The sequence below is a fragment of the Aeromonas sp. SE22 genome (assembly GCF_038739755.1).
GTDB classification, from domain to species: Bacteria; Pseudomonadota; Gammaproteobacteria; order Enterobacterales; family Aeromonadaceae; genus Aeromonas; species Aeromonas jandaei.
On sequence record NZ_JBCGFD010000002.1, the window covers coordinates 305,698 to 327,755 of the forward strand.

The following is a 22,058-nucleotide window of genomic DNA, read 5'->3' on the forward strand; positions in this document are numbered from 1 at the left end:
TCCCATCGCCAAAACCACCAAAACAAAAAGAGCGCCTTGCGGCGCTCTTTTGCTATGCGGGAACAGTTGGCTTAGAAGAGCCCCAACCCCTTGAGCATCACGATCAGGATCAGCAACGGCGATACGTAACGGATGATGAAGAAGAGCGGCTTGAGGATCGGCAGCTCCAGCTCGCCACCATTGGTCAGGGCATCGCGCAGCTTCTCCTCGCCCCATACCCAGCCCACAAACAGGCAGAGGAAAATACCGCCCAGCGGCATCAGGATGTTGGAGGAGAGGTAGTCGAACAGATCGAAGAAGGTCTTGCCCGCAATATGGACATCCGCCATGGCGCTGTTGGAGAGCGCACAGGTGGAGCCGACGGCGCCCAGCACCAGCAGGTTGAGCAGGGTCGCCTTGGGGCGGCTCATCTTGAAGCGCTCGGAGAGCACGGATACCGGCACCTCCAGAATAGAGAGCATGGCGCCGGTGGCGGCGATGGCCGACAGCACGAAGAAGAGCACCATAAAGAGGTGGCCAAACGGGATGCTGGCAAAGACTGCCGGAATGGTGATGAACAGCAGCGACGGGCCGGCGGTCGGTTCGAAACCGAAGGCGAACACCGCCGGGAAGATGGCGATACCGGCCAGCATGGAGACGAACAGGTCGGCACACATCACCCGAAACGCAGTGACCGGGATGTTCTGGTCATCACGGAAGTAGCTGCCGTAAGTCATCATGCAGCCCATCCCGATGGAGAGCTTGAAGAAGGCGAGCCCCATGGCGGTGAGCACCACGGCACCGGTGATCTTGGAAAAATCTGGCGAGAAGAGGAAGGAGAGCCCCTGACTTGCCCCCGGCAGGGTCAGGCTGCGCACGCCAATCACCAGCAGCAGAATGAAGAGCACCGGCATCAGCTTCTTGGTGACCGCTTCGATCCCCTTGGAGACCCCCATCAGCAGGATGCCGCCCATCAGGGCCAGCACCAGCCACTGCCACAGCAGACTCTGCAACGGATTGCTGATCAGCGCGTTGAAGGCGTCGCCGGTGACCTTGGGATCGGTCGAAAGAATGGAGCCATCAACCGCCTTGAAGATATAGGCGAAAACCCAGGCTGCCACTTCCGAGTAGAAGGACATGATAAGGAAGGCGGCCAGCACACCCATGACGGCGATCAGCCACCAGGGTTGCCCTTTGGGCGCCAGCTTGCTCAGGGTGGTTACCGCATCGGTTTTGCTTTTGCGGCCCAGCATGATCTCGGAGATCATCACCGGCAGACCGACCAGCAGGGTCGCGATCACATAGACAAGCAGAAAGCCGGCACCGCCGTTCTCACCCGTCAGATAGGGAAATTTCCAGATGTTGCCAAGACCGACGGCAGAACCTAGGGTGGCGGCGAGTACGCCGAATTTGCTGGTAAAGCCGTCTCTGGCCTTGGGGGTGGTTTGACTCATGCTTGTCTCACTTTCTTTCGCATCATGCGAGATGAACCGGGTTTTGAGGGTCGGAATTTTCTGAGGTTTGCTGTGGTTTGCCAAGATGTTTTGCGTAAAAGCTCTATGCAGTGCACAGATACGGGAAACGTCTGGCCGGGCACTGTTTCAGGGACAAAAAAATGCCGCCCAGGGGCGGCATTTCTCTATCTGTCACAGTGACGATTACGCCTTGGCGAGATCGTCCGGACCAATCTGGCCGATTTCGGCGACTTTTTTGTCAGCCAGCAGCCAGAGAGTGAACTTGTGCAGTTCCGGGTGATGAGCCAGGGCAACCAGGAAGGCACCACCGACTTCACGATAACCCAGTTCGTAGTTCTTCAGGGTTGTGGGGGGAACACCCAGCAAATCAGCAAACTTCGGACGGCTCAAACCAACCGCTTCACGGATCTGACGGATCTTCTTGCCAACAGTGACGATATTTGAATTCATATTGTTCCATACTCCGTTTGGCGGATTTAATCCGCCTTTTATTTTTCGCGACGACTCGTAGTCAAGTGTATCAGTTTTGTTCGGACTCGTTATGGTCGAGCCTCTATCTTTATGAGCGCCTTTCGGCGACAACCCTTGCCTTCAAGGGGGGATGGTAATCGCTCAGCAGCCTCAGGTAAACAGTCTCGAAAAGAAACCTTTATTGTTGCCATCCCAATAAACCGTATAATTCGCCGGCTACCCATTAAGAGGAATAAGTATGGCGTTTCCCGGCATTATCTCTCGCCTGCACACGGTTTCCAGCGACATAGAATTGCAACTGCAGCTCCAGCAGGGAGCGCAATATCGCGCCGAAGCATTCTGGCTTCCCGCCTCACTGAGCGATCAGAGCGGCACCATTCTGACAACCCTGTCAGAGAAATGTTCACTCTTTCTGGAACAGGATGAACCAGCCCTTCAACTGCGCACTCATGACGGCGTGTTGCAGCAAAATGGTCTGCTGCTCACCGGTAATGGTCAGGAGATGATGCTGGCCGTCACGCCGGGAGATAAAGGTGTAGTGCCGGAATCAGAATTGGCTGACATGGCCAAATGGCTGGAAGCGGGCCACCAGCACTTTGTCTGCCCGGCTGCTATCCAGCCGGTCGCCCGTGCCATCCTCAATATCTGGCCACTGGATCCCTATCTGGCCCGCCATTTTCTGACCAGCCTCACTCCGCTGCTGCAAAACGCGACCGAGCAGGATTATCTCGCCGTCTTTGCCGCCAGGGCGAATCCGGCCAACCCGCAGCCAGACTGGGTTCAGGCCTATATGAAGCTCGAAAAGCGCCTGCACAGGGCCTATCTGGATCACTAATTAATCTGGATAAACAGCCAGTTATCGACACGACACAATTTGCCATCAGGTTCATTTGTGAGCTTGATCATGTTTCAAAATCGGCATAGAGTGCGCCTCGTCATCGGAATGACATCGTTGCTTGGCTGCGGTTTTTCACGCTCAGCGTGCCCTGCCAGCGCATCTGACACACCAGGAGAGTGTGCGACCCGACACCGGGTCACTGCCAGACTCGACGCCAGCAGTACGGCGGAGCCTGCAGCTTACATAAATTCAATAGTGCGAAGCATGTGAACAACGTGCGATCTCAACGAGGATTTTTTTATGATGAAAATGGCTCCTTCCCTGATTGCCATCACCATGGCTGCTCTGGGTGCCACCGCTGCTCACGCCGCTGACGACATCTACTTCGGTGCCGGTGTTGGTGCTGCTCACTTCAACGGTCTGAACAAGATCGAAAGCACCAACGTTGGTGAAGAAGATGCTGCTGCTGCCAACGCATTCGTAGGTTACAACTTCACCGAAAACTTCGGTACCGAGTTCGGCTACCAGTACGCTGGTCGTGGCAACACTGACGGCAACCGTTACGAGAACCAGGGTGCCACCCTGTCCGGTATCGCTCGTCTGCCGCTGGGCGGCGACTTCTCTGCCTTTGCTGAAGGCGGCGCCTACTGGGCTCACACCGATGGTCTGGGCGTAAGCGACACCAAGGTTTCCCCGCTGGCTGGCCTGGGCGTGACCTACAAGGTTAACGACGCGCTGGATCTGCAAGCTCGCTACCGCTACATGTGGGACGTGGCTGACCTGCACGCTGACAACGGTGACCGTTACAAGTCCAACCAGAGCGTTGCTACCCTGGAAGCCGTATACCACCCGTTCCGTTCTTCCTACGTAGCTCCGGCTCCGGCTCCGGTTGTTGAAGAAGCTCCGGCTCCGGTTGCTCCGCAGATCGTTGAGAAAAACTTCGCTCTGAACTCCGACGTTCTGTTCGCCTTCGGCAAAGACAGCCTGAAGCCGGAAGGTGTTGCTGCCCTGAACGCTCTGTACCAGCAGATCGTTGAGTTCCAGCCGAAAGATGGCAACGCTGTTGTTGTTGGTTACACCGACCGTATCGGTTCCGACGCTTACAACCAGAAGCTGTCTGAAGCGCGTGCCCGCACCGTTGCCAACTTCCTGGTCAGCAAAGGTATGGCTGCCAGCAAAGTTGCCATCGAAGGTCGTGGCGAAGCCAACCCGGTTACCGGCACCAAGTGCAACGGCGTGAAAGCTAAAGCTCAGCTGATCTCCTGCTTGGCTCCGGATCGTCGCGTAGAAGTTCGCGTATCTGGCGTACAAGAAGTTCAGAAGTAATCTGACTCTTGTGTGCGGAAAGGGGGAGCCAAGGCTCCCCCTTTTGTTTATCCCCAGTCATTTTTCCCCGCTTCATACTTCCCTGTTCTGCTTCTGACAATCCTGTCACCTTTTCCTGTGAACTTGCCTGCTCAGAGTCAAAGGCATACAGTAGTTGCGCCTGTAAGGGATTGGATAAGCGCGAGATAACGCTTCCCTTCCGGCCTGTTGTCCATGATGCCAATGCCTCATGAGTGTCCCGAAGCCATCCGCTATCCACTTTGCTGGCGAATTTTTCGCAGCTAATAAAAACGACTGTTTCGAATGCCCGCAAGGGCTGATGCAACGAGGATAATTCGATGAAAATCAACATGGCACCAACTCTGATCGCACTGGCGCTCGCCGCCGCAGCTACCACGGCACAGGCCGCCGATGACTGGTACGGCGGTATGGGCGCAGGCTGGGCCTATGCCCACAATCTCGATGATTTCGGCAAAGATGCCGACAAGGATGCTACCGCACTGAACCTGTTCGGTGGCTACAACTTCAACCAGAACTTCGCCGCCGAGCTGGGCTATCTCTACGCTGGCAAAGCTGGCGTAGACGGTACCGACTTCAAAACCCAAGGGGGCACCCTCTCAGGCATCGCCCGCCTGCCGCTGGGCGATATCTTCTCCGTCTTTGCTGAAGGTGGCGCCTACTTCAACCACGTCAACGGCAACGGTAACGACGCCAACGGCACTGCGCCGCTGGCAGGCCTGGGGCTGACAGCCAAGCTCTCCGACCTCATCGATGTGCAGGCTCGCTACCGCTACCTGTGGAATCTGGGTGACGAGCAGAAAACCTGGGAGAGCGACATGAGCGTCGCCACCCTGGAGCTGGTGCTGCACCCCAACCGGACATCTTATGTCGCACCGGTTGCCGCTCCAGCCCCCGAGCCCGTTCCCGAGCCCGTAGTCGTCGACAAGAACTTTGCCCTGAGCTCTGACGTGCTGTTTGCCTTTGGCAAATCCAGCCTCAAGCCAGAAGGTGTCGCAGCGCTCAATACCCTGTATCAACAGATCGTCGACGTGCAGCCGAAAGATGGCAGCGCCGTGGTGGTCGGTTATACCGACCGCATCGGCTCCGATGCCTACAACCTGAAGCTCTCCGAAGCCCGTGCCCGCACCGTGGCCGACTTCCTGGTGGGCAAGGGTCTGCCGGCAGGCAAGGTCTCCATCGAGGGTCGTGGCGAGGCTAACCCGGTTACCGGCACCCAGTGCGACGGCATCAAGGCCAAGGCCAAGCTGATCGCCTGTCTTGCCCCGGATCGCCGCGTCGAAGTACGCGTCACCGGCGTCCAGCAAGTAACCAAGTAACCAAGTTCTGTTTGCGTAGCGAACGCTGTATTACCTGAATCAAGGGGGATGTCTGGGCATCCCCCTTGTCATTTACCCTTCGCTTCCACACCACTCAAACCAGCTTGCCGTAGTTGCCTTGCCAGCATAAAGTCTGCACTCCCCGACCGGTTCAAGTCATAGATAAATACACAATGCATGACGTGCGTTATACCCCTCCCGCATTCGCATGAGATGCGTCTCGCGCTCGGCAGGCAAATACAACTGGCTGCTGCTTCCAGGTGGCCCGGGGCTCGGCTCGGAAAGCCTGCAGATGCTGGCAGAGCAGCTGACGGTCAACGGCACAGTCTGGCTAATTGATCTGCCCGGCGATGGCAGCAATACCGACATGATCGATCATACGACTGCGTACGAGCGCTGGCCGGATGTACTCATAGAAGCTGCCGATGCACTTCCCAACCCCGTTTTCATTGGTCATTCAACCGGTGGCATGTATCTGCTCTCGGTATCTGAACTGGCTACGCGGCTGGCTGGGCTGGTGTTGATAAGCTCGGCCCCCTCTGCTCGCCGGCAGGCCGACTTTGCAAGCATGTGTGAACAGCACCCCTTGCCCGAGAGCGAGACTGCCGCGCAAGCTTTTTCCCGCGAACCAAATATCGCGACCCTCAGGGCGCTCGTCATGGCAAGTGCTCCCTGGAACTTTTCGACGCACACATTGGCCATGGGGCGGGCCATGCTGGCGAGCCTCCCCTTCAACCTTGCGGCCATGAGCTGGTCGGCAGACCACTTTGATGAAACGTACGAGGCCCGCTGGTGGCCAGCGACTATCCCGGTGCTTATTATTTCCGGTGGTGATGATCGAGTCGTCGCTCAGCAGCAGTGGCAGGATCCCCGCTATCAGGGGGATAACGTTCGACAGGTAACCATCCCCAACGCAGGCCATTTTCCTTGGTATGAAGCACCAGATGAGGTCATGGAAGCAATCATTCAGTTCGATCGCTCACTATCGCAATAACTCACCGGATGCAAAAAGGGATGCCGAGGCATCCCTTTGTTTTTATGGATATTTAGCGCTGTATCAGAAGGAGGTGCGGCGGTAGCGGCGATACTCCGGATGCCAGAAGTTCACTTCGATGGCCTGATCGATCACCTCGTCCGGGGTCTGCACCGCCTTGCCCTGCAGCATGGCGGTCTTGGCCACCATCTTGGCGATGTAGCGGGAGACCTGATGGATATCCGCCAGATCCGGCAGCAGGGAGCCCTCCTCCCCTTTCACCAGCGGCGAGCACTCTGCCAGCGCACGGCTGGCCGACATCAGCATGGCGTCGGTCACCCTGGTGGCGCCGGAGGCGATGACGCCAAGGCCGATCCCCGGGAAGATGAAGGAGTTGTTGCACTGGGCGATGACGTAGCGCTTGCCCTTGTACTCCACCGGAGCAAACGGGCTGCCGGTTGCCACCAGTGCCTGACCGTCGGTCCAGCGAATAAGATCTGCCGGTGTCGCCTCGACCCGGGAGGTGGGGTTGGAGAGCGGGAAGATGATGGGACGGGCACAGTGCTTGTGCATGGTCTTGACCACCTCTTCGGTGAACAGACCCGGCTGGCCGGAGACCCCGATCAGAATGTCCGGGCGACCGTGCTCCATTACCTCCAGCAGGGAGATATTGTCCCCCACCGGCCAGTCGGCGATACGCTCCACCGGCTGGGAGAGTCGGCGCTGGAAGTCGAGCTGGTTGGGGATCTTGTCGGTGATAAGACCGAAGCGATCAACCATAAAGACCCGGCTGCGCGCCTGGGCATCGGTCAGCCCTTCGGCCTTCATCTGCGCCACGATCTGCTCGGCGATGCCGCAGCCGGCGCTGCCTGCGCCGAGGAAGGCGACTCGCTTCTCGGAGAGCTTGGCACCGGAGGCCTTGCAGGCGGCGATCAGGCTGCCCAGCGTCACCGCCGCAGTGCCCTGAATGTCGTCGTTGAAGCAGCAAAGCTCGTTCTTGTAGCGGTTGAGCAGCGGCATGGCGTTGTTCTGGGCGAAGTCCTCGAACTGCAACAGGATATCGGGCCAGCGGCGCTTGACCGCCTGAATGAAGGCATCGACGAACTCGGCATACTCTTCACCGGAGATGCGAGGATTGCGCCAGCCCATGTAGAAGGGGTCGTTCAGCAACTGCTGGTTGTTGGTGCCGACATCCAGTACCACCGGCAGGCAGTAGGCAGGCGAGATGCCGCCACAGGCGGTGTAGAGCGACAGCTTGCCGATGGGAATGCCCATGCCGCCGATGCCCTGGTCACCCAGACCCAGAATCCGCTCACCGTCAGTCACCACGATCACCTTGACGTTCTGCTTGGTGGCGTTTTGCAGCATGTCATCGATCCTCTCCTTGTCCGGATAGGAGATGAAGAGGCCACGGGCGCGGCGATAGATGTTGGAGAACTCCTCGCACGCCTTGCCGACGGTCGGGGTGTAGATGATGGGCAACATCTCGGTCAGATGGTTGTGCAGCAGCCGGTAGAACAGCGTCTCGTTGGTGTCCTGGATGTTGCGCAGGTAAATGTGCTTGTCCATGTCGTTGCCGAACGCCATAAACTGACGATAGGCACGCTCGGCCTGCTCCTCGATGGTCTCGATATTCTGGGGCAGAAGCCCCTCGAGGTTGAAGTTGCTGCGCTCTTCGCTGGTGAAGGCGCTCCCCTTGTTGAGCAGCGGAGTCTCCAGCAGGGCGGGACCGGCGTAGGGAATGTAGAGAGGACGTTTCTGGTTATTATCTTCAAACATGGATCTTGATACCTAAACGGTTAGCTAGACGCAGGAACCCGCCGATCCTAGGGGCTTGTGTCATTAATTTCAAAGAGTTTGCATGTCCGTTGCAAAAGGTTTGCGACCGAGTCGACGAAATGCTCCCGGGGTCTGACCAGTCAGGCGTCGAAACGAGTTGGCAAAGTTGGCGCCATCGCTATAACCGACCCGGGCGGCCAGCTCGCTGAGCGGCCAGTTGGTATAAAGCAGCAACTGGCGCGCCTTGTTCATTCTGAGCTCGGTCACCCTCGCCATTGGCCCCATACCAAAGTGCTGCTGACAGAGGCGGTGCAGATGGGGCACCGAGCAGGCCATCTGGTCGGCGAGCCGGGCCACACTCCAGGGCTCGTCGAGGCGCGCCTCCACCCGGCGAAACAGCGCCTGCAAGCGCAGCTCCGGTGTGCCGCGGACCTCTCCCTGCAGGGTGCGCTCCAGCAGTGCCAGCAGCAGAGTGAGCAACTGGGGCTGGAGCGGGGAACGAACCCCTTCGAGCTGGATCAGGTTGAGCAGATGATGAAGCTGATCGCCGCCATCCCCCTGCCAGATACGGTGACCAAGGCGATGCAGATGCTGCCAGCGCGGCACGTCATCGAGCAAAATCCAGCTCATCTGCCACTGCTCCCCCACCAACTTGAGGCCGCCGGGCACGGCGGCAGGCAAAAAGATGAGCGAACCATTCGGGACAGGCTGCTCACCCCGCTCGGTGAGCAGCGCCCCCCCCTCGCTGTGGCTCGCCATCAGGATGTGAAACTCGGGCCGATTGCGGCGAATGAGGTAGTGCTCCCGAATGGTCGAGAGGCCGGTCAGAAAGATACCGGCCTCGCCAAGCAGCGGCAGCCCTTCGCGCCCCAGCATTCGCTCATCGCAGGAGGGCGCTATCTCCAGACACTCGCTGACAAAGGGCATAACACCTCAACAGGATAGTTTCACACAATAAACCCGAGAGAGACTCACAGTGAAGCCGCTCGCCACTCCCCCTATCATACCCATGACAAACCTTGCTTTTCTCATACCCGGTTAACACTAATGAATTATTGGCAAGCGATTTTAAAACAAACCACCGATCGCGAGTTCATGACCCGATTGTGGCGGCTGGCCCTGCCGGTTTCGCTGCAATCAATGATGTTCTCCCTGCTTGGTCTCATCGATATCATGATGGTGAGCCAGCTTGGCACCACGGCTGTGGCGGCGGTCGGCTTGGGTAACCGGGTCTTCTTCTTCAATCTGCTGGTGACAGCGGGCCTCGCAGGCGGGGTCTCGGTGTTGGCAGCACAATATTACGGCCGCGGCGAGATGGCCGGGGTACGCCGGTCACTGGCGCTGGCACTGGTTGGTGCCCTGCTGGTGGCGCTGCCGTTTGCCCTCGTCTATGTGCTCGCACCGGGCGACGTGCTCGGATTTGCCAGCCAGGATCCCGAGCTGCGCGCGCTGGCCGACCAGTTTCTGATGATCACCGGCGCCACCATCCTCTGCACCGCCGTGGTGGTGCCGCTGGAGTCGGCGCTACGCTCGGTCGGCAATGCCGCCGCCCCCACCCGGATCGGCATCATCGCCATCATTGCCAACGTCATCCTCAACTACGCCCTTATCTTCGGCCACTTTGGCTTCGAGGCGATGGGGGTGGCCGGCTCGGCTTGGGGCACCACTATTTCCCGGCTGCTGCAGACGGTGCTGCTGCTCATCTATGTGCAGCGCAATGAGGCTCGCCTCGTGCCGCGCAAGGCTGACTGGCTGGCGGCATTTCGGCGCAAGGAGGTGGTGCGCTTTACCCTGATCGCCCTGCCACTGCTGTTTCATGACGGCCTCTGGGCGTTCGGCATGCTGCTCTACGGCTTTCTCTATGCCCATCTTGGCACCGATTCGCTGGCCATCATGACGACCCTGGGCACGCTGGAGAGCATCCTCATCTCCCTCTTCTTCGGGCTGGCGGTGGCCTGCTCCACCCTGCTCGGCCACCGGCTTGGCGCCGAAGAGTACGAGGTCGCCTGGCTGCACTCCCAGCTCTTCCTGCTGCTCGCCCCCATCGGCGCCCTGCTGGTGGGGATCGCTGTCTGGCTCTTGCAGACCAACCTGCTGCAGTGGGTCGGCAACCTGCCTCCCGAGCTGATGGCCGAGGCGGGTCAGGTGCTCGGCATCATGTGCTTTGGCATGCTACTCAAGGTGTTCAACATGGTGGGGATCATCGGGGTGCTGCGCTCGGGCGGCGACGTCAACTACACCATCTTCATCGATATCGTCGGCATGTGGTGTATCGGCCTGCCGCTGGCGTGGGTGGCAGTCTCTCTGCTCGGCTGGCCCCTCTCCTGGGTGGTGGCGGTGGTGCTGCTGGAGGAGATCAGCAAGATGGTGCTGGTGCAGCGTCGCATTCGCCAGCGCCGCTGGCTGAAGAATCTGGTGATGGGCTAATACGCGACAAAGCGGGGTCATATCAATGACAGAAAATCCCCATTTGCAGTATGCTAGCCCCCTCTTCAATCAGAGGCAGGGCGCCGCCACATGCAATGGCTCAATGCCCCTGCCCAGTAGTCGTTTAAGGAGACGAGCATGCAACCACAGAAAGAGCTGATCACCGAGACTGCCCTGCTGGAGATGGCCAACAAGATCATCAAGGAACACGAAGATTTCATCCACGGCATGCGCGCCGACTCGGTGGAGCAGAAGGGGGATATTCTGGTGTTCAAGGGGGAGTTCTTCCTCGCCGAAGATGGCACCCCGACCGGCAAGACCATGGCAGTGTTCAACATGTTCAAGCTGCTGGCCCAGCAACTCTCCGGCAAGTACAAGCTGAGCTGATTTCGTCAGCACCTTGCCAACAAGATGCCGCCCTCAGGCGGCATCTGTTTTTCCACTGTTCTGCCCCTCGACCACCACGCAGTTGCGCCCCGCCATCTTGGCCTGATAGAGGCACTCGTCGGCGCGGTTGATCAGAATATCAATGGTGTCGTCGGCACGAGCCATGGCAATCCCGATACTCACCGTCACCTCCAGCAACTCGTCCGAGGTGGGACTCTTTACCAGCCGCGCCTCGACCGCAATACGCAGCCGCTCGGCCATTCTGGTCGCCTGCACCGGATCGGCGTGGTTGTGCATCAGGATGGCAAACTCCTCGCCGCCGTAGCGACCCAGTACCATATCAGGTTCCAGCTGCTCACCCAGCGTGGTGGCCACCTCCTTGAGCACCGCATCCCCTGCCAGATGACCGTAGATATCGTTGATCCGCTTGAAGCGATCGAGATCCAGCAGCATTACCGCAAAGGGCTTCTTCTTGGTCTGCAGTCGGACTCTAGCCTGCTCCAGCTGCTTCATCAGCAGGCGGCGGTTCATCATGCCGGTCAGCTCGTCGGTGGTGGACTCCCGATAGAGCCGCAGCAGCATATTGAGCTGACCACACTGCACCCAGCAGCTGGCCAAGGTAAACATGCCGAGCACCCAGATCTGGTTCAGGGTGGCCTGGCTCCAGAGGCTCTGCCCCACCAGCAGCCAGTACCCCAACAGCATGGTCACCAGCACCACGCCAGCCAGCTGCAATCCGAGGGAGAGCGGGATGGGAAAGATGGCAAACAGGGTGATGAGCAGATAGGGGAAGACGGCATAACCGGCCTGCAGCTCCTGCTCGCTGCCAAAGCTGTGCAGGCAGAAGAGGGAGAAGATCATCATCACCATCATCAGATAGCCGAGAGCGAGCTTCATCCGCTCGCGACGAAAGTGAATAAGGTAAGAGAGGGGGATCAGCGGAGAGAGTGCCAGAGTGCAGAAGATGCGGGCCTGAAACAGCTGCTCGAAATGGGGGGCAGGCAGAGTAATCCAGTCCACCACGGCCCAGGCTGGCAACCCGGCCATCAGCAGACAGGTGAGCAGGCGCAACCGAACCGTCATAAAACCCATACGGGTACGGGTAAAGTCTTCGGAGTGAACCCTCGCACTCCAGAACTCTGACAACTTAAGCATCCAGAGTCTCCACGATTAATTACCGAGGGCTCATTCTACACCTACAAAGTGGTAAAAATGTCATTAACGAGGGGAATAAAAAGGAGAGGACGATCACACAAACCGACAGATGATAACGACACCGCGCAAACGTTTCAATACACAGAAAAATAAACCTTTTTTCTCTTCATTAACGCTGGCCATCCCCCTCTCGATCACTACAATAGCGCCCAATTTTTCCCCTCCCCCCACACAGTCGAGGTACATATGGAACAGGCAGCAGTCACACGCGCCAATCGAGAGGCACATCCACCCAGGCGAGCCCATAGCGAACTGGTCTATGGCATAGAGGATGTCCCGCCTCTGCCCCAGACGCTGTTCGCCGCCCTGCAGCATATGCTCGCCATGTTTGTCGCCATCATCACTCCCCCTCTCATCATCGCCAATGCCCTCGGCCTCCCTGCCGCCGACACTCGCTATATCGTCTCCATGTCGCTGGTCATGTCCGGCATCGCCTCCTTCATCCAGACCCGCCGCTTCGGCCCCATCGGTTCCGGCCTGCTCTCGGTACAGGGCACCAGCTTCAACTTTCTTGGCCCCATCATTGCCTCCGGTCTCGCCCTCAAGCAGGCGGCCATGCCCACCGACGATCTGCTGGGCACCCTGTTCGGCACCATGCTGGCGGCCGCCCTCACCATCGTAGTGATGAGCCGCTTCCTCCATCTGGTGAAACGGATCATCACCCCGCTGGTGACCGGCATCGTCGTGCTGCTCATCGGCCTGACCCTCATCAAGGTGGGGCTCATCAGCATGGGCGGCGGCTACGGCGCGCTGGCGGACGGCAGCTTCGCCAGCCATACCAACCTCTTCCTCTCCCTGCTGGTGCTCGGCCTTATCGTGTTGCTGCAGCGCAGCCGCAACCCCTGGTTGCGCCTATCCGCCATCATGATCGCCATGCTGGCGGGCTATGCCGTCGCGCTGCTGCTGGGCAAAGTGAGCGCCCCCACCTTCGATGGCCCGCTGGTGATGGTGCCCATTCCGCTCCACTACGGTCTCGGCTTTGACTGGCAGCTGTTCGTACCGCTCGCCATCATCTTCGTGGTGACGGCGCTCGAGGCTATCGGTGACATGACCGCCACCTCGGACATCTCCGGCGAACCGCTGGAAGGGCCTGTCTATATGGAGCGGATCAAGGGCGGTGTGCTGGCCGATGGCGCCAACTCCATGCTGGCGGCCCTCTTCTCCACCTTCCCCATGTCCACCTTCGCCCAGAACAACGGCGTTATTCAGCTGACCGGCGTCGCCAGCCGTCATGTCGGCCTCTTCATCGCCGCCATGCTGGCCCTGCTCGGCCTGTTCCCGGCTGTCGCCAGTCTGGTACAGCAGATCCCCGAACCTGTGCTGGGCGGCGCCACCATCGTCATGTTCGGCACTATTGCCGCCGCTGGTGTACGCATCATCTCCCGCGAGGAGCTGGATCGCCGCGCTCTGATGATCCTGGCGGTGTCGCTGGCCATGGGCCTCGGGGTCGCGCAGGTGCCGGAAGTGCTGCAACACCTGCCGGAGCTGGCCAGAAGCGTGCTCTCCTACGGCGTCGCCACCGGCGGCATCACCGCCATCGTGATGAACCTGCTGCTGCCCAAGCGCAGCAAACAGCCTCTCTGATCCCGCGACGAACAGAGCGCAATAAAAAAGCCACGACCCGGGTCGTGGCTTTTTTCGTTTGGATAGATTGTTGCGGGATCAGGCGGTCTGAGGTTCCGGCTCTGCTTCGCCATCCTGTTCGCGGCTAAAGTAGGCGCGGGTCTCGGCAATCACCACGTGGCGCAGGCCAATCAGACCGATAAGGTTGGGCACTGCCATCAGGCCGTTAACTATGTCGGCCAGCAGCCAAATCATATCCAGATGGAGGAAGGCACCGCTCGCCACCAGCACCAGATAGATGAGGCGGTAGGGCTTGATCGCCTTCACCCCGAACAGGTACTCGGTGCAGCGCTCACCGTAGTAGTTCCAGCCAAGGATGGTGGTAAAGGCGAAGAACAGCAGGCCGATGCTCACCAGATACTGGCCGATATGGGCATCGAGCCCCTGGGCAAAGGCCAGACTGGTCATGGCCGCGCCGCTCACATCGCCGCTCCACACCCCGGTGACCACCAGGGTCAGCCCGGTCATGGTGCAGATGATGATGGTGTCGATGAAGGTACCGGTCATGGAGACCAGCCCCTGCTCCACGCACGAATCAGTCTTGGCCGCCGCTGCCGCGATAGGCGCTGAGCCCAGTCCCGACTCGTTGGAGAAGACCCCGCGCGCCACCCCGGACTGAATGGCCAGCATGATGCCGGCACCGACGAAGCCACCGGTCGCCGCATGGCCGGTGAAGGCACTCCCGATCACCAGCGCGATCGCCTCCGGCAGGGCACTGGCATTGTTCATCAGCACACCCAGACAGGCGACGATGTAGAAGATGGCCATGAAAGGCACCACCTTGCTCGACACGCTGGAGATGGACTGGATGCCCCCCAGGGTCACCAGCGCCACGATCAGGGTCAGCACCACGGCCGTCGCTTCACGGGGCACCGAGAAGGAGAGGCTCATGGCGTCACTGATGGCGTTCACCTGCGGGAAGGTACCTATGCCGAAGAAGGCGACGCCGATGCCAAACAGGGCAAACAGCTTGGCGAGCGGCCTGGAGCCGAGCCCCTTCTCCAGATAGTACATGGGGCCGCCAGCCATCTGGCCGTTGGCATCCTGCTCGCGATATTTGACCGCCAGCAGGCACTCGGCGTACTTGGTGGCCATACCAAACAGCGCTGCCATCCACATCCAGAACAGGGCTCCCGGGCCCCCCAGCTTGATGGCGGTGGCCACCCCGACGATGTTGCCGGTGCCGATCGTTGCCGAAAGCGCGGTACAGAGGGCACCGAAGCTGGAGACATCCCCCTGCTTGCCCTGGCCCTGATCGCGGCCAAAGACCAGACGCAGAGCGAGCGGCAAGCGCACGACCTGAAGCAGACCCAGACGAAGAGTGAGGTAGATACCGGTCCCGACCAGCAGGATCAGCAGGGGGGGCCCCCAGATAAAGCTATCGATGGCGGTTAACGCCGATTGAATTGATGACATGCATCCTCCTTAAGAAACAAAAATTAAGGAGGAGAAGGATGATCTTCCCATAGGTGTCGCGATCCCCAGAGGCGATCGGATGCGGGCCAAGCCCAGGTACAACCATCCCATCCCCTCTGTCCTTTTGCCTGAGAGTTTCCGGCGCCAGATTGCGATGCAATCATGGTGCCTTGCTCCTTCGGCGCCCGATTCAACGGGTCTCTCCAGAGTATCGTCCAGTAGCAGTCCACACCGGTTGCCCGGTACCTGAAAGATTCACTTCTTCGGTGGATGGTTGCCCATCGCTCTCCTGCTACCTTCATCCGAACTAATTTGGATTAGGAAGCGGGCATGTTAATCCAAAAAATGTGAGCTGTCTCGCACTTGGAACCCCGCTGCCGCACTTTTTTGCCCTGCGCTCAAACCCTCACCAAGATGTTAAATGTTAGTTAACTATCAACAAGTTAAGCCCGAACAGCAGCGAAACGGTTCGATCAGGAAAGTGGCTGAATTGATAGCAATCCTCTCAATCGTTTCGGCCAGAAAAACTTGCCAACATATCCAATCAAATAGCTTGCACACAGAGTCAATAAGCAGATAATCCGACGCATAACCAAGCACTTTGCCATCAATTTATGCACTGTGTTCGGTTGGTCCCACCGGACCGCTCGCCTGACCCGGCCGTCGCCGGTTCAATCGCATATGGCTTGGGCATATCACGCCCCCTAAGGACTTTCAAAAGAGAATGAACGACGCCCTGGTTGCAAAAGATGTGGTCGCACAAGATTACCGTCAGCTGGTTGAACAATTCGGCTCCCCCCTGCTGCTGCTCGACAAGGCAGCCGTCCGCAAACAGTATCGGGCCCTGGCCGCCGCCCTGCCCGATGTACGATTGCACTATGCACTCAAACCCCTGCCCCATGAGGCGGTGGTCTCTGTCTTGAAGGAAGAGGGGGCCTGTTTCGATCTGGCCACCAATGGCGAAGTGGATCTGGTGCGCAGTCAGGGGGTTCGCCCGGGACGCTGCATTCATACCCATCCCATCAAGCGCGACAGCGATATCCGCTATGCGCTGGAGTTCGGCTGCACCGTGTTTGTCTACGACAACCCGCTGGAGCTGGAGAAGTTCATTCCCTACAAGGACGAAGTGAAACTGCTGCTGCGGGTCAGCTTCCCCAACCCCGAGACCAAGGTCGATCTCTCCAAGAAGTTCGGCTGCACCCCCGAGCAGGCGCTGCCACTGTTGCAACTGGCTCACGCCAAGGGGATCAAGGTGATGGGGCTGTCGTTCCACGTCGGCTCGCAGGTGCCTCACGCCCGTCGCCATGTGCAGGCCATCGACGCCTGCCGCGAGATCATGGAGCAGGCCTGGGCGCTCGGCCTCAAGCCCTGGGTGCTGGATATCGGCGGCGGCTTCCCGGTCGATTATGAGGGTGGCGAGTTCGATATCGACGGCTTCTGCGCACCGATCCGCGAGGCGCTGGCCAAGCTGCCCGCAACCGTACAGAAGATTGCCGAACCGGGCCGCTTTATCAGCGCACCGGCCATGACCTCGGTCGCCAGCGTGATGGGCAAGGCCCACCGCGGTGACAAGATCTGGTACTACCTGGATGACGGCCTCTATGGCAGCTACAACGGCCAACTCTACGACCACGTCACCTATCCGGTGAGTACGCCCTATGCCAGCGGCGAGCTGCACAACTCGGTACTCTCCGGCCCCACCTGCGACAGCGTGGATGTGATCCGCGAGGGCATCATGCTGCCGGATCTCGAGCTTGGCGAGCTGGTAGTGGGCAAGGTGATGGGCGCCTACACCTGGGCCTCCGCCTCCACTTTCAACTTCTTCCCCAAGGCGAGCATCCTCATTCTGGACAGCAGCCAGAAGGGCCAGAAACTGGTGGCTGTCGCTTAAGCGCCGTCAACCGAATGCAGAGAGGGGAAGCCATGGCTTCCCCTCTTTCGTTGCATCTTGCCCGATATGGCTAGACAAACTGGCTGCCCAGCAACCAGCCGGTGTAGGCGACGAAGCAGGTCAGCAGCACGCCCCCCTCCAACCGGTTGATACGGCCCTGCCCCTTGCGGCCCAGACACATCACCAGCAGCAGCAGGGTCAGCCCCATCATGATGCTCCAGTCACGGGTGAGCACTTCCGGCGCCACATCCAACGGATGAATACCCGCCGCGATCCCCACCACCGCCAGGGTGTTGAACAGGTTGGAGCCGAGCACGTTGCCAAGGGCCAGGTCATGCTCATTCTTGCGAATGGCGATAAGGGACGAGGCCAGCTCCGGCAGGGAAGTACCGATCGCGACTATGGTGAGACCAATCACCAGATCGCTGATACCAAGCGCCTGAGCGATGGTCACCGCTCCCCACACCAGCAGGCGGGAGGCGCCGATCAGCAGCACCAGCCCGACCACCAGCCAGAAGATGGCGCTCTTGAGGGACATCCCCTCACTCGCGATATCCTCTTCGGTCTCTACATCCAGCGCATCTCCCTTGCCATTCATGCCAGCCCAGATGGACCAGCCCATCAGGCCAACAAAGACGACACCCAGAATGGCGGCATCCATCCGGCCAAGATGGCCATCCAGCAGCAGGGCACCGGAGAGCAGGGTAATGCCGAGCAGGATCGGGATCTCCTTGCGCACCACCTGAGAGGCGACCGCGATGGGGCTGATAAGGGCCGTCAGACCCAGGATCAGCGCGATATTGGTGATGTTGGAGCCATAGGCGTTGCCAAGGGCCAATCCGGGATTACCCTGAGAGGCAGCCAGCGCAGAGACCACCATCTCGGGGGCCGAAGTACCGAAACCGATGATCACCATGCCGATCAGCAGCGGCGGCATGCCGGCATAACGGGCGGTTGCCGCCGCCCCGTCCACAAACTTGTCAGCACTCCAGACCAGCAGCGCCAGTCCGGCAATCAGGGCAACAAAAGCCAGGGTCATACAGTCTCTATCCCATCGCCAGTAAACAGGAGCGCCAGCAAAAGCTGCTGGCGCCATTGGAAAGTGGCGCCCAGTGTAACGGCGCCGCTTGTCAATTCAAGGGAAAATCAAACAACGATTAATCGCTACAGTCTGCTCAGCAGACTCGCCGCATCGGAGACCTCGAACTTGCCGGGCTCCTCCACAAACAGCTGCTCTACCACGCCATCGTTGGCGATCAACGCAAAGCGCTGGGCACGCACGCCGCCAAAGGCACCGGTCTCTTTGGCAAGTCCCAGCGCCCGGGTCCAGCTGCCATCACCATCGGCCAGCATGGTGATGGCTCCGGCGTTCTGGGCATCCTGCCACGCCTTCATCACGAAGGCGTCGTTGACCGACAGACAGCAGATGGTATCGATCCCCTTCTCCTTGAACTTGTCCGCCAGCACCACGTAACCCGGCAGATGGGCGTTGGAGCAGGTGGGGGTAAAGGCGCCGGGCACCGCAAACAGCACCACCCGCTTGCCGCCAAACAGGCTTTGGGTATCTCGCTGCTGCTTTCCCTCGGTGGTGATGAAGGTGAATTCGCCCGCAGGCAGGGTCTGACCAATCGCGATCATCGTGCTCGTCCTTTAGTTAAGGGGGGATCTGTGGATGAAAAGAGCCCCAGTCTACCTCACACCTGCCATGTGACACAGGCCCCTCTCTGCCGGGACCATTTGAACTAACCTTGAGCAGGATCTGCCGACTCAGGAGGCCTTCATGCATAACCATTACGACGGGCTGGAAATTCGTCCCCCAGCCCTGCGCGCACAACAGCAGCTGGACCAGCTTAATCATCAACTCGCCCATGTCAGCCAGTATTGTTCCGGCTACTCCAGCGCCTATCGCCACTGCCGTCTCGACGATTTGGAGCAGCTCGCCTCCCTGCCGCTGCTCGACAGCACGGATCTCTTTACCGCCCAGCAAGCCTATCCCCCCTTTGCCGGACTCACCGGTCGACCAGCCAGTCAGGCGTTGCGGGTCTTCTCCTGCCCCGGGCAGCTGGCCATTCCAGAATATGCCGGGGCCGACTGGTGGGGCGCCGCTCGAGCGCTCTTTGCCGCAGGCTTCAAGGCAGGAGAGGTGCTGCTCAACTGCCACGACTATCACGCCGGCCCCACCGCCTTCATCTTTGACAACGGGGCGCGCCAGCTTGGCTGCCCCGTGGTACCCTGCGGCCCCGACGACACCCAGCGCCAGCTCGAAGCACTGCGGCGCTATCAACCCACCGGGTTCGTCGGCCCGCTGGTCACCCTGCTCGATCTGCTGGAAGCCGCCGAGCTGGCCGAGACCCCCACCGAGTGTCTGCGCCACGCCCTGCTATGCGAGGTGACCCACCCCGAGACAGCACCGCTCGAAGCTATCCACGGCATTGCCGCCTTCAACTGTCTGGTGTGGCAGGATGTCGGGGTGGTTGCCTACGAGAGCCGCCCCGGTCAGGGCTTTATCGTCAACGAGAGCTGCATCGTCGAGATCATCGACCCGGCCAGCGGCAAGCCGGTAACGGGGGAAGATCCGGGACAACTGGTGGTGACCAGGCTCGATCTGGAGTATCCGCTGCTGCGCCTTGCCACCGACTGGCAGGGCTACTGGCTGGCCAGACCCAGCCGTTGCGGGCGCACCAACCGTCTGCTCAAGCTTGTCTAGCCCGCAACAAAAACGGGCAGCCCAAAGGCTGCCCGTTTTTTGTGGCGGCGCTCTTAACGCCGCGCCTGCCAGGTGGCGATAGCCAGCAGGGAGTCGGGGGTAAACTCGGCGGCGCGGGCCGCTATCTCGGCCAGGCTCATCCACTGCACCTCGCTCACCTCTTCGGCCTGCAGTTGCAGCGGCCCCTGATAACGGCAGCTGAAGAGGCCACCCCAGACCCGATATCCCTCCCCTTCGGCATAGAAGTCACCGAATGCCTCAAGCGGCACATCGCGGATCCCCAGCTCCTCGGCCAGTTCGCGCCGCGCCGAGGGTTCCATCTCCTCCCCGGTAGTGACCACGCCGCCGGCGCAGGCATCCAGCATACCGGGGCAGAAATCCTTGCTGAGGGTGCGCCGCTGCACCAGGATGCGGTTCGCCTCGTCGAGCACCAGAATGTAGCTGGCCCGATGGCAGAGATTCTCGCGCCTCACTCTGGCGCGCTCGGCCACGCCAATCACCCGGTTATCCGCATCCACTACATCAACCCATTCCACGCGCAGACCCTTTTGCTCATCCAGTCAAAGTGCTCGCAGTATATCGGGGCTGGGCCGCTGCACCGCACAACTTTTTCATGGCCGCATTGCCGCGCGTGATCGTGACCGGATTAATTGAACGCGTACAAAACCGTCATCAGCATGTCATATACGAGTCCCATCATCTCCCCCGTCCGGTTCAATCAGGGTTTGTTGTGATGAAGGTGTTCAAGCAGTTATCCCCGCGCCAGATCGCTCGCTACATCAAGAGCTTTCACCGAGGTTACTTTGCCATCGAGGCATTGGGGACATTTGAATTCAACGCCGGCAGGATCAGCCTTCACGGCCTGACCTGTCGCCAGCGACTGAGGCTGGCCCGCCAGATCAATCTGGCGGTCAGACAACTTGGTCACCGCGACCCCTTGCCGGACATGTGAGTCAAGGGACTTGCCCTTCTGTCTGTTGTGCATCCATGCCTTTCGCCCGCCGGCTACTCGCCGCGCGGGCCATTTTCGATGTCAATCACCTTGCCGTTGCGCACGGTGACAAAGCGCATGAACTCGTTCTTGCCGAAGTTGTAGGTCCAGCGTTCGCCATATTTGACCTCGACCACGTTGCCGTACTGATTCTCCTCGTTACGGGTAATATCTTCCCGCAACATCGGCTCGCCGCACTTGAGCAGCATCTCGGCGGTGCTGTCCCCTTCGGTTATGAGCGCATTCTTGCAGCGCATGGCGTCGGCGCTGGCCGGAATGCTGAGCAGCAGCAAGGCGGTTAGCACGGCGTTGTTCATATATCTGTTCATCCGGGTTCCTCGATTTGATCTGACGGTTTGCAGTATGCCTGCTGCCAGAGTGAAAAAATCAATCAAGAGTCGAAAAAGATGGCGGCTATCGTCCCCGATTTCATCTGGCCGCGACAACCGGTGTCTATTGAGGGGCCCCAAAAAACAGACGGCGACCCGAGGGTCGCCGTCTGCATCAAGATCAAGCCAACCGGATTACAGGATATCCAGCAGCTCTACTTCGAATACCAGCGCGGAGTAGGGCGGGATGGAACCGGCACCACGGGCACCGTAGGCCAGATCGTGCGGGATGTAGAGCTTCCACTTGGAGCCAACCGGCATCAGTTGCAGCGCTTCAACCCAGCCAGCGATAACGCCGGTCACCGGGAACTCGGCCGGCTGACCGCGCGCAACGGAGCTGTCGAATACGCCACCGTGGGTGAAGGTACCGTGGTAGTGCACGCGTACGGACTGACCCGCTACCGGCACAGCGCCATTGCCCTCTACCAGCACTTCGTACTGCAGACCGGAATCGGTCACAGTCACTTCGTCGCGCTTGGCGTTGTCGGCCAGGAAAGCTTCGCCAGCAGCGGCAGCGGCTTTGGCAACCGCTTCCTGCTCTTCCTGCATGCGAGCGGTGATGACCTGGAAGGCATCGTTGATATCGTCACGGCTGACCGCGAACTCCAGACCGTTCAGGGCATCTGCCAGACCTTGCTGCAGGGCCGGGATATCCAGACCGGCGAAGGCTTGCTGCGCCAGCTGATCACCCATGTTGCGGCCGATGCCATAACTGGCTTTCTGTTCGATAGAGTCGTATTGGGACATTGAGATGTGCTCCGGGTCCAGATGATAAAAGAGACGGGATGATATCAGACTTTTTCGCGAGGTGCTGCCGACCTCGCACCTGATTTC

Annotated in this window: 21 protein-coding genes and 1 riboswitch; of the genes, 10 read left to right on the forward strand and 11 right to left on the reverse strand. The window is 59.6% G+C overall.

Going from position 1 to position 22,058, the window contains the following annotated elements; genetic code table 11:
* Nucleotides 1-71 precede the first annotated feature (71 nt).
* The gene (locus tag AAHA39_RS05260) at nt 72-1,433 is read right to left on the reverse strand and encodes a sodium-dependent transporter (RefSeq protein WP_320656624.1); all 1,362 of its coding nucleotides are present in this window, start codon (nt 1,431-1,433) and stop codon (nt 72-74) included.
* 204 nt (nt 1,434-1,637) lie between these two features.
* Entirely contained in the window at nt 1,638-1,904 is a 267-nt protein-coding gene (locus AAHA39_RS05265) for a helix-turn-helix domain-containing protein (protein ID WP_026456659.1), read from the reverse strand.
* Nucleotides 1,905-2,163: 259 nt separating this feature from the next.
* Here AAHA39_RS05265 and AAHA39_RS05270 point away from each other — a divergent pair, with 259 nt between their 5' ends.
* The 4 genes from AAHA39_RS05270 to AAHA39_RS05285 all read left to right on the forward strand — a co-directional run bounded on the left by AAHA39_RS05270 (nt 2,164) and on the right by AAHA39_RS05285 (nt 6,420).
* Complete coding sequence (locus tag AAHA39_RS05270) at nt 2,164-2,760, forward strand: hypothetical protein (protein WP_320656623.1); 597 nt, start codon at nt 2,164-2,166, stop codon at nt 2,758-2,760.
* Nucleotides 2,761-3,063: 303 nt separating this feature from the next.
* Complete coding sequence (locus AAHA39_RS05275; RefSeq protein ID WP_041208197.1) at nt 3,064-4,089, forward strand: OmpA family protein; 1,026 nt, start codon at nt 3,064-3,066, stop codon at nt 4,087-4,089.
* A gap of 338 nt (nt 4,090-4,427) precedes the next feature.
* The gene (locus AAHA39_RS05280; RefSeq protein WP_043849401.1) at nt 4,428-5,426 is read left to right on the forward strand and encodes a porin OmpA; all 999 of its coding nucleotides are present in this window, start codon (nt 4,428-4,430) and stop codon (nt 5,424-5,426) included.
* A gap of 208 nt (nt 5,427-5,634) precedes the next feature.
* Complete coding sequence (locus tag AAHA39_RS05285) at nt 5,635-6,420, forward strand: alpha/beta fold hydrolase (RefSeq protein ID WP_320656622.1); 786 nt, start codon at nt 5,635-5,637, stop codon at nt 6,418-6,420.
* 63 nt (nt 6,421-6,483) lie between these two features.
* Here AAHA39_RS05285 and AAHA39_RS05290 read toward each other — a convergent pair whose 3' ends face one another.
* Entirely contained in the window at nt 6,484-8,178 is a 1,695-nt protein-coding gene (locus AAHA39_RS05290) for an NAD-dependent malic enzyme (protein ID WP_320656621.1), read from the reverse strand.
* Between the two features lie 69 nt (nt 8,179-8,247).
* Nucleotides 8,248-9,105 (reverse strand): helix-turn-helix transcriptional regulator, encoded by an 858-nt coding sequence (locus AAHA39_RS05295; protein ID WP_320656620.1) that lies wholly within the window; start codon nt 9,103-9,105, stop codon nt 8,248-8,250.
* 120 nt (nt 9,106-9,225) lie between these two features.
* On the opposite strand from AAHA39_RS05295, the gene AAHA39_RS05300 reads away from it, so the two are divergent.
* Nucleotides 9,226-10,605, forward strand: coding sequence for an MATE family efflux transporter (locus tag AAHA39_RS05300; RefSeq protein ID WP_320656619.1), 1,380 nt, complete (start codon nt 9,226-9,228; stop codon nt 10,603-10,605).
* 138 nt (nt 10,606-10,743) lie between these two features.
* Entirely contained in the window at nt 10,744-10,992 is a 249-nt protein-coding gene (locus tag AAHA39_RS05305; protein ID WP_033115738.1) for a YciN family protein, read from the forward strand.
* 33 nt (nt 10,993-11,025) lie between these two features.
* Here the strand turns inward: AAHA39_RS05305 and AAHA39_RS05310 are convergent, their stop codons facing one another.
* Nucleotides 11,026-12,147 carry a GGDEF domain-containing protein gene (locus AAHA39_RS05310; RefSeq protein WP_071912107.1) on the reverse strand — a complete coding sequence of 374 codons (1,122 nt, stop codon included), beginning with the start codon at nt 12,145-12,147 and terminating at the stop codon, nt 11,026-11,028.
* Nucleotides 12,148-12,393: 246 nt separating this feature from the next.
* On the opposite strand from AAHA39_RS05310, the gene AAHA39_RS05315 reads away from it, so the two are divergent.
* Entirely contained in the window at nt 12,394-13,791 is a 1,398-nt protein-coding gene (locus AAHA39_RS05315) for a nucleobase:cation symporter-2 family protein (protein WP_042032987.1), read from the forward strand.
* 78 nt (nt 13,792-13,869) lie between these two features.
* Here the strand turns inward: AAHA39_RS05315 and AAHA39_RS05320 are convergent, their stop codons facing one another.
* Complete coding sequence (locus tag AAHA39_RS05320) at nt 13,870-15,246, reverse strand: alanine/glycine:cation symporter family protein (protein ID WP_320656618.1); 1,377 nt, start codon at nt 15,244-15,246, stop codon at nt 13,870-13,872.
* Nucleotides 15,247-15,352: 106 nt separating this feature from the next.
* Nucleotides 15,353-15,463: riboswitch (glycine riboswitch) on the reverse strand.
* Nucleotides 15,464-15,970: 507 nt separating this feature from the next.
* On the opposite strand from AAHA39_RS05320, the gene AAHA39_RS05325 reads away from it, so the two are divergent.
* Nucleotides 15,971-17,137 (forward strand): type III PLP-dependent enzyme, encoded by a 1,167-nt coding sequence (locus AAHA39_RS05325; protein WP_182927462.1) that lies wholly within the window; start codon nt 15,971-15,973, stop codon nt 17,135-17,137.
* Nucleotides 17,138-17,207: 70 nt separating this feature from the next.
* On the opposite strand, the gene AAHA39_RS05330 is transcribed toward AAHA39_RS05325, so the two are convergent.
* Both AAHA39_RS05330 and AAHA39_RS05335 read right to left on the reverse strand, forming a co-directional pair.
* Complete coding sequence (locus AAHA39_RS05330) at nt 17,208-18,176, reverse strand: calcium/sodium antiporter (RefSeq protein ID WP_320656617.1); 969 nt, start codon at nt 18,174-18,176, stop codon at nt 17,208-17,210.
* A 125-nt stretch (nt 18,177-18,301) separates the two neighbouring features.
* Nucleotides 18,302-18,775 carry a peroxiredoxin gene (locus AAHA39_RS05335; RefSeq protein ID WP_320656616.1) on the reverse strand — a complete coding sequence of 158 codons (474 nt, stop codon included), beginning with the start codon at nt 18,773-18,775 and terminating at the stop codon, nt 18,302-18,304.
* A 142-nt stretch (nt 18,776-18,917) separates the two neighbouring features.
* On the opposite strand from AAHA39_RS05335, the gene AAHA39_RS05340 reads away from it, so the two are divergent.
* Nucleotides 18,918-19,844, forward strand: a complete 927-nt coding sequence (locus AAHA39_RS05340) for a phenylacetate--CoA ligase family protein (RefSeq protein WP_219270006.1) — start codon at nt 18,918-18,920, stop codon at nt 19,842-19,844.
* 53 nt (nt 19,845-19,897) lie between these two features.
* On the opposite strand, the gene yfcD is transcribed toward AAHA39_RS05340, so the two are convergent.
* Nucleotides 19,898-20,380, reverse strand: a complete 483-nt coding sequence (gene yfcD, locus AAHA39_RS05345) for an NUDIX hydrolase YfcD (protein WP_236764988.1) — start codon at nt 20,378-20,380, stop codon at nt 19,898-19,900.
* A 197-nt stretch (nt 20,381-20,577) separates the two neighbouring features.
* Here yfcD and AAHA39_RS05350 point away from each other — a divergent pair, with 197 nt between their 5' ends.
* Complete coding sequence (locus tag AAHA39_RS05350; protein ID WP_033115747.1) at nt 20,578-20,796, forward strand: DUF1107 family protein; 219 nt, start codon at nt 20,578-20,580, stop codon at nt 20,794-20,796.
* Between the two features lie 53 nt (nt 20,797-20,849).
* Here the strand turns inward: AAHA39_RS05350 and AAHA39_RS05355 are convergent, their stop codons facing one another.
* Nucleotides 20,850-21,164: a DUF2845 domain-containing protein gene (locus tag AAHA39_RS05355; RefSeq protein ID WP_041208180.1), complete on the reverse strand. Its 315-nt coding sequence runs from the start codon at nt 21,162-21,164 to the stop codon at nt 20,850-20,852.
* A 195-nt stretch (nt 21,165-21,359) separates the two neighbouring features.
* Nucleotides 21,360-21,971, reverse strand: coding sequence for an FKBP-type peptidyl-prolyl cis-trans isomerase (locus AAHA39_RS05360; RefSeq protein WP_033115749.1), 612 nt, complete (start codon nt 21,969-21,971; stop codon nt 21,360-21,362).
* Between the last annotated feature and the right edge of the window lie 87 nt (nt 21,972-22,058).

Excerpts from the sequence above, each read along its gene's own strand:
- AAHA39_RS05280 (WP_043849401.1), top strand. The coding sequence starts at position 4,428 with ATGAAAATCAACATGGCACCAACTCTGATCGCACTGGCGCTCGCCGCC.
- AAHA39_RS05350 (WP_033115747.1), top strand. The coding sequence starts at position 20,578 with ATGAAGGTGTTCAAGCAGTTATCCCCGCGCCAGATCGCTCGCTACATC.
- AAHA39_RS05330 (WP_320656617.1), bottom strand. The coding sequence starts at position 18,176 with ATGACCCTGGCTTTTGTTGCCCTGATTGCCGGACTGGCGCTGCTGGTC.
- AAHA39_RS05315 (WP_042032987.1), top strand. The coding sequence starts at position 12,394 with ATGGAACAGGCAGCAGTCACACGCGCCAATCGAGAGGCACATCCACCC.
- AAHA39_RS05270 (WP_320656623.1), top strand. The coding sequence starts at position 2,164 with ATGGCGTTTCCCGGCATTATCTCTCGCCTGCACACGGTTTCCAGCGAC.
- AAHA39_RS05305 (WP_033115738.1), top strand. The coding sequence starts at position 10,744 with ATGCAACCACAGAAAGAGCTGATCACCGAGACTGCCCTGCTGGAGATG.
- AAHA39_RS05285 (WP_320656622.1), top strand. The coding sequence starts at position 5,635 with ATGAGATGCGTCTCGCGCTCGGCAGGCAAATACAACTGGCTGCTGCTT.
- AAHA39_RS05265 (WP_026456659.1), bottom strand. The coding sequence starts at position 1,904 with ATGAATTCAAATATCGTCACTGTTGGCAAGAAGATCCGTCAGATCCGT.
- AAHA39_RS05340 (WP_219270006.1), top strand. The coding sequence starts at position 18,918 with ATGCATAACCATTACGACGGGCTGGAAATTCGTCCCCCAGCCCTGCGC.
- AAHA39_RS05275 (WP_041208197.1), top strand. The coding sequence starts at position 3,064 with ATGATGAAAATGGCTCCTTCCCTGATTGCCATCACCATGGCTGCTCTG.
- AAHA39_RS05335 (WP_320656616.1), bottom strand. The coding sequence starts at position 18,775 with ATGATCGCGATTGGTCAGACCCTGCCTGCGGGCGAATTCACCTTCATC.
- AAHA39_RS05290 (WP_320656621.1), bottom strand. The coding sequence starts at position 8,178 with ATGTTTGAAGATAATAACCAGAAACGTCCTCTCTACATTCCCTACGCC.
- AAHA39_RS05355 (WP_041208180.1), bottom strand. The coding sequence starts at position 21,164 with ATGAACAGATATATGAACAACGCCGTGCTAACCGCCTTGCTGCTGCTC.
- AAHA39_RS05295 (WP_320656620.1), bottom strand. The coding sequence starts at position 9,105 with ATGCCCTTTGTCAGCGAGTGTCTGGAGATAGCGCCCTCCTGCGATGAG.
- AAHA39_RS05300 (WP_320656619.1), top strand. The coding sequence starts at position 9,226 with ATGAATTATTGGCAAGCGATTTTAAAACAAACCACCGATCGCGAGTTC.
- AAHA39_RS05325 (WP_182927462.1), top strand. The coding sequence starts at position 15,971 with ATGAACGACGCCCTGGTTGCAAAAGATGTGGTCGCACAAGATTACCGT.
- AAHA39_RS05260 (WP_320656624.1), bottom strand. The coding sequence starts at position 1,433 with ATGAGTCAAACCACCCCCAAGGCCAGAGACGGCTTTACCAGCAAATTC.
- AAHA39_RS05360 (WP_033115749.1), bottom strand. The coding sequence starts at position 21,971 with ATGTCCCAATACGACTCTATCGAACAGAAAGCCAGTTATGGCATCGGC.
- AAHA39_RS05320 (WP_320656618.1), bottom strand. The coding sequence starts at position 15,246 with ATGTCATCAATTCAATCGGCGTTAACCGCCATCGATAGCTTTATCTGG.
- AAHA39_RS05310 (WP_071912107.1), bottom strand. The coding sequence starts at position 12,147 with ATGCTTAAGTTGTCAGAGTTCTGGAGTGCGAGGGTTCACTCCGAAGAC.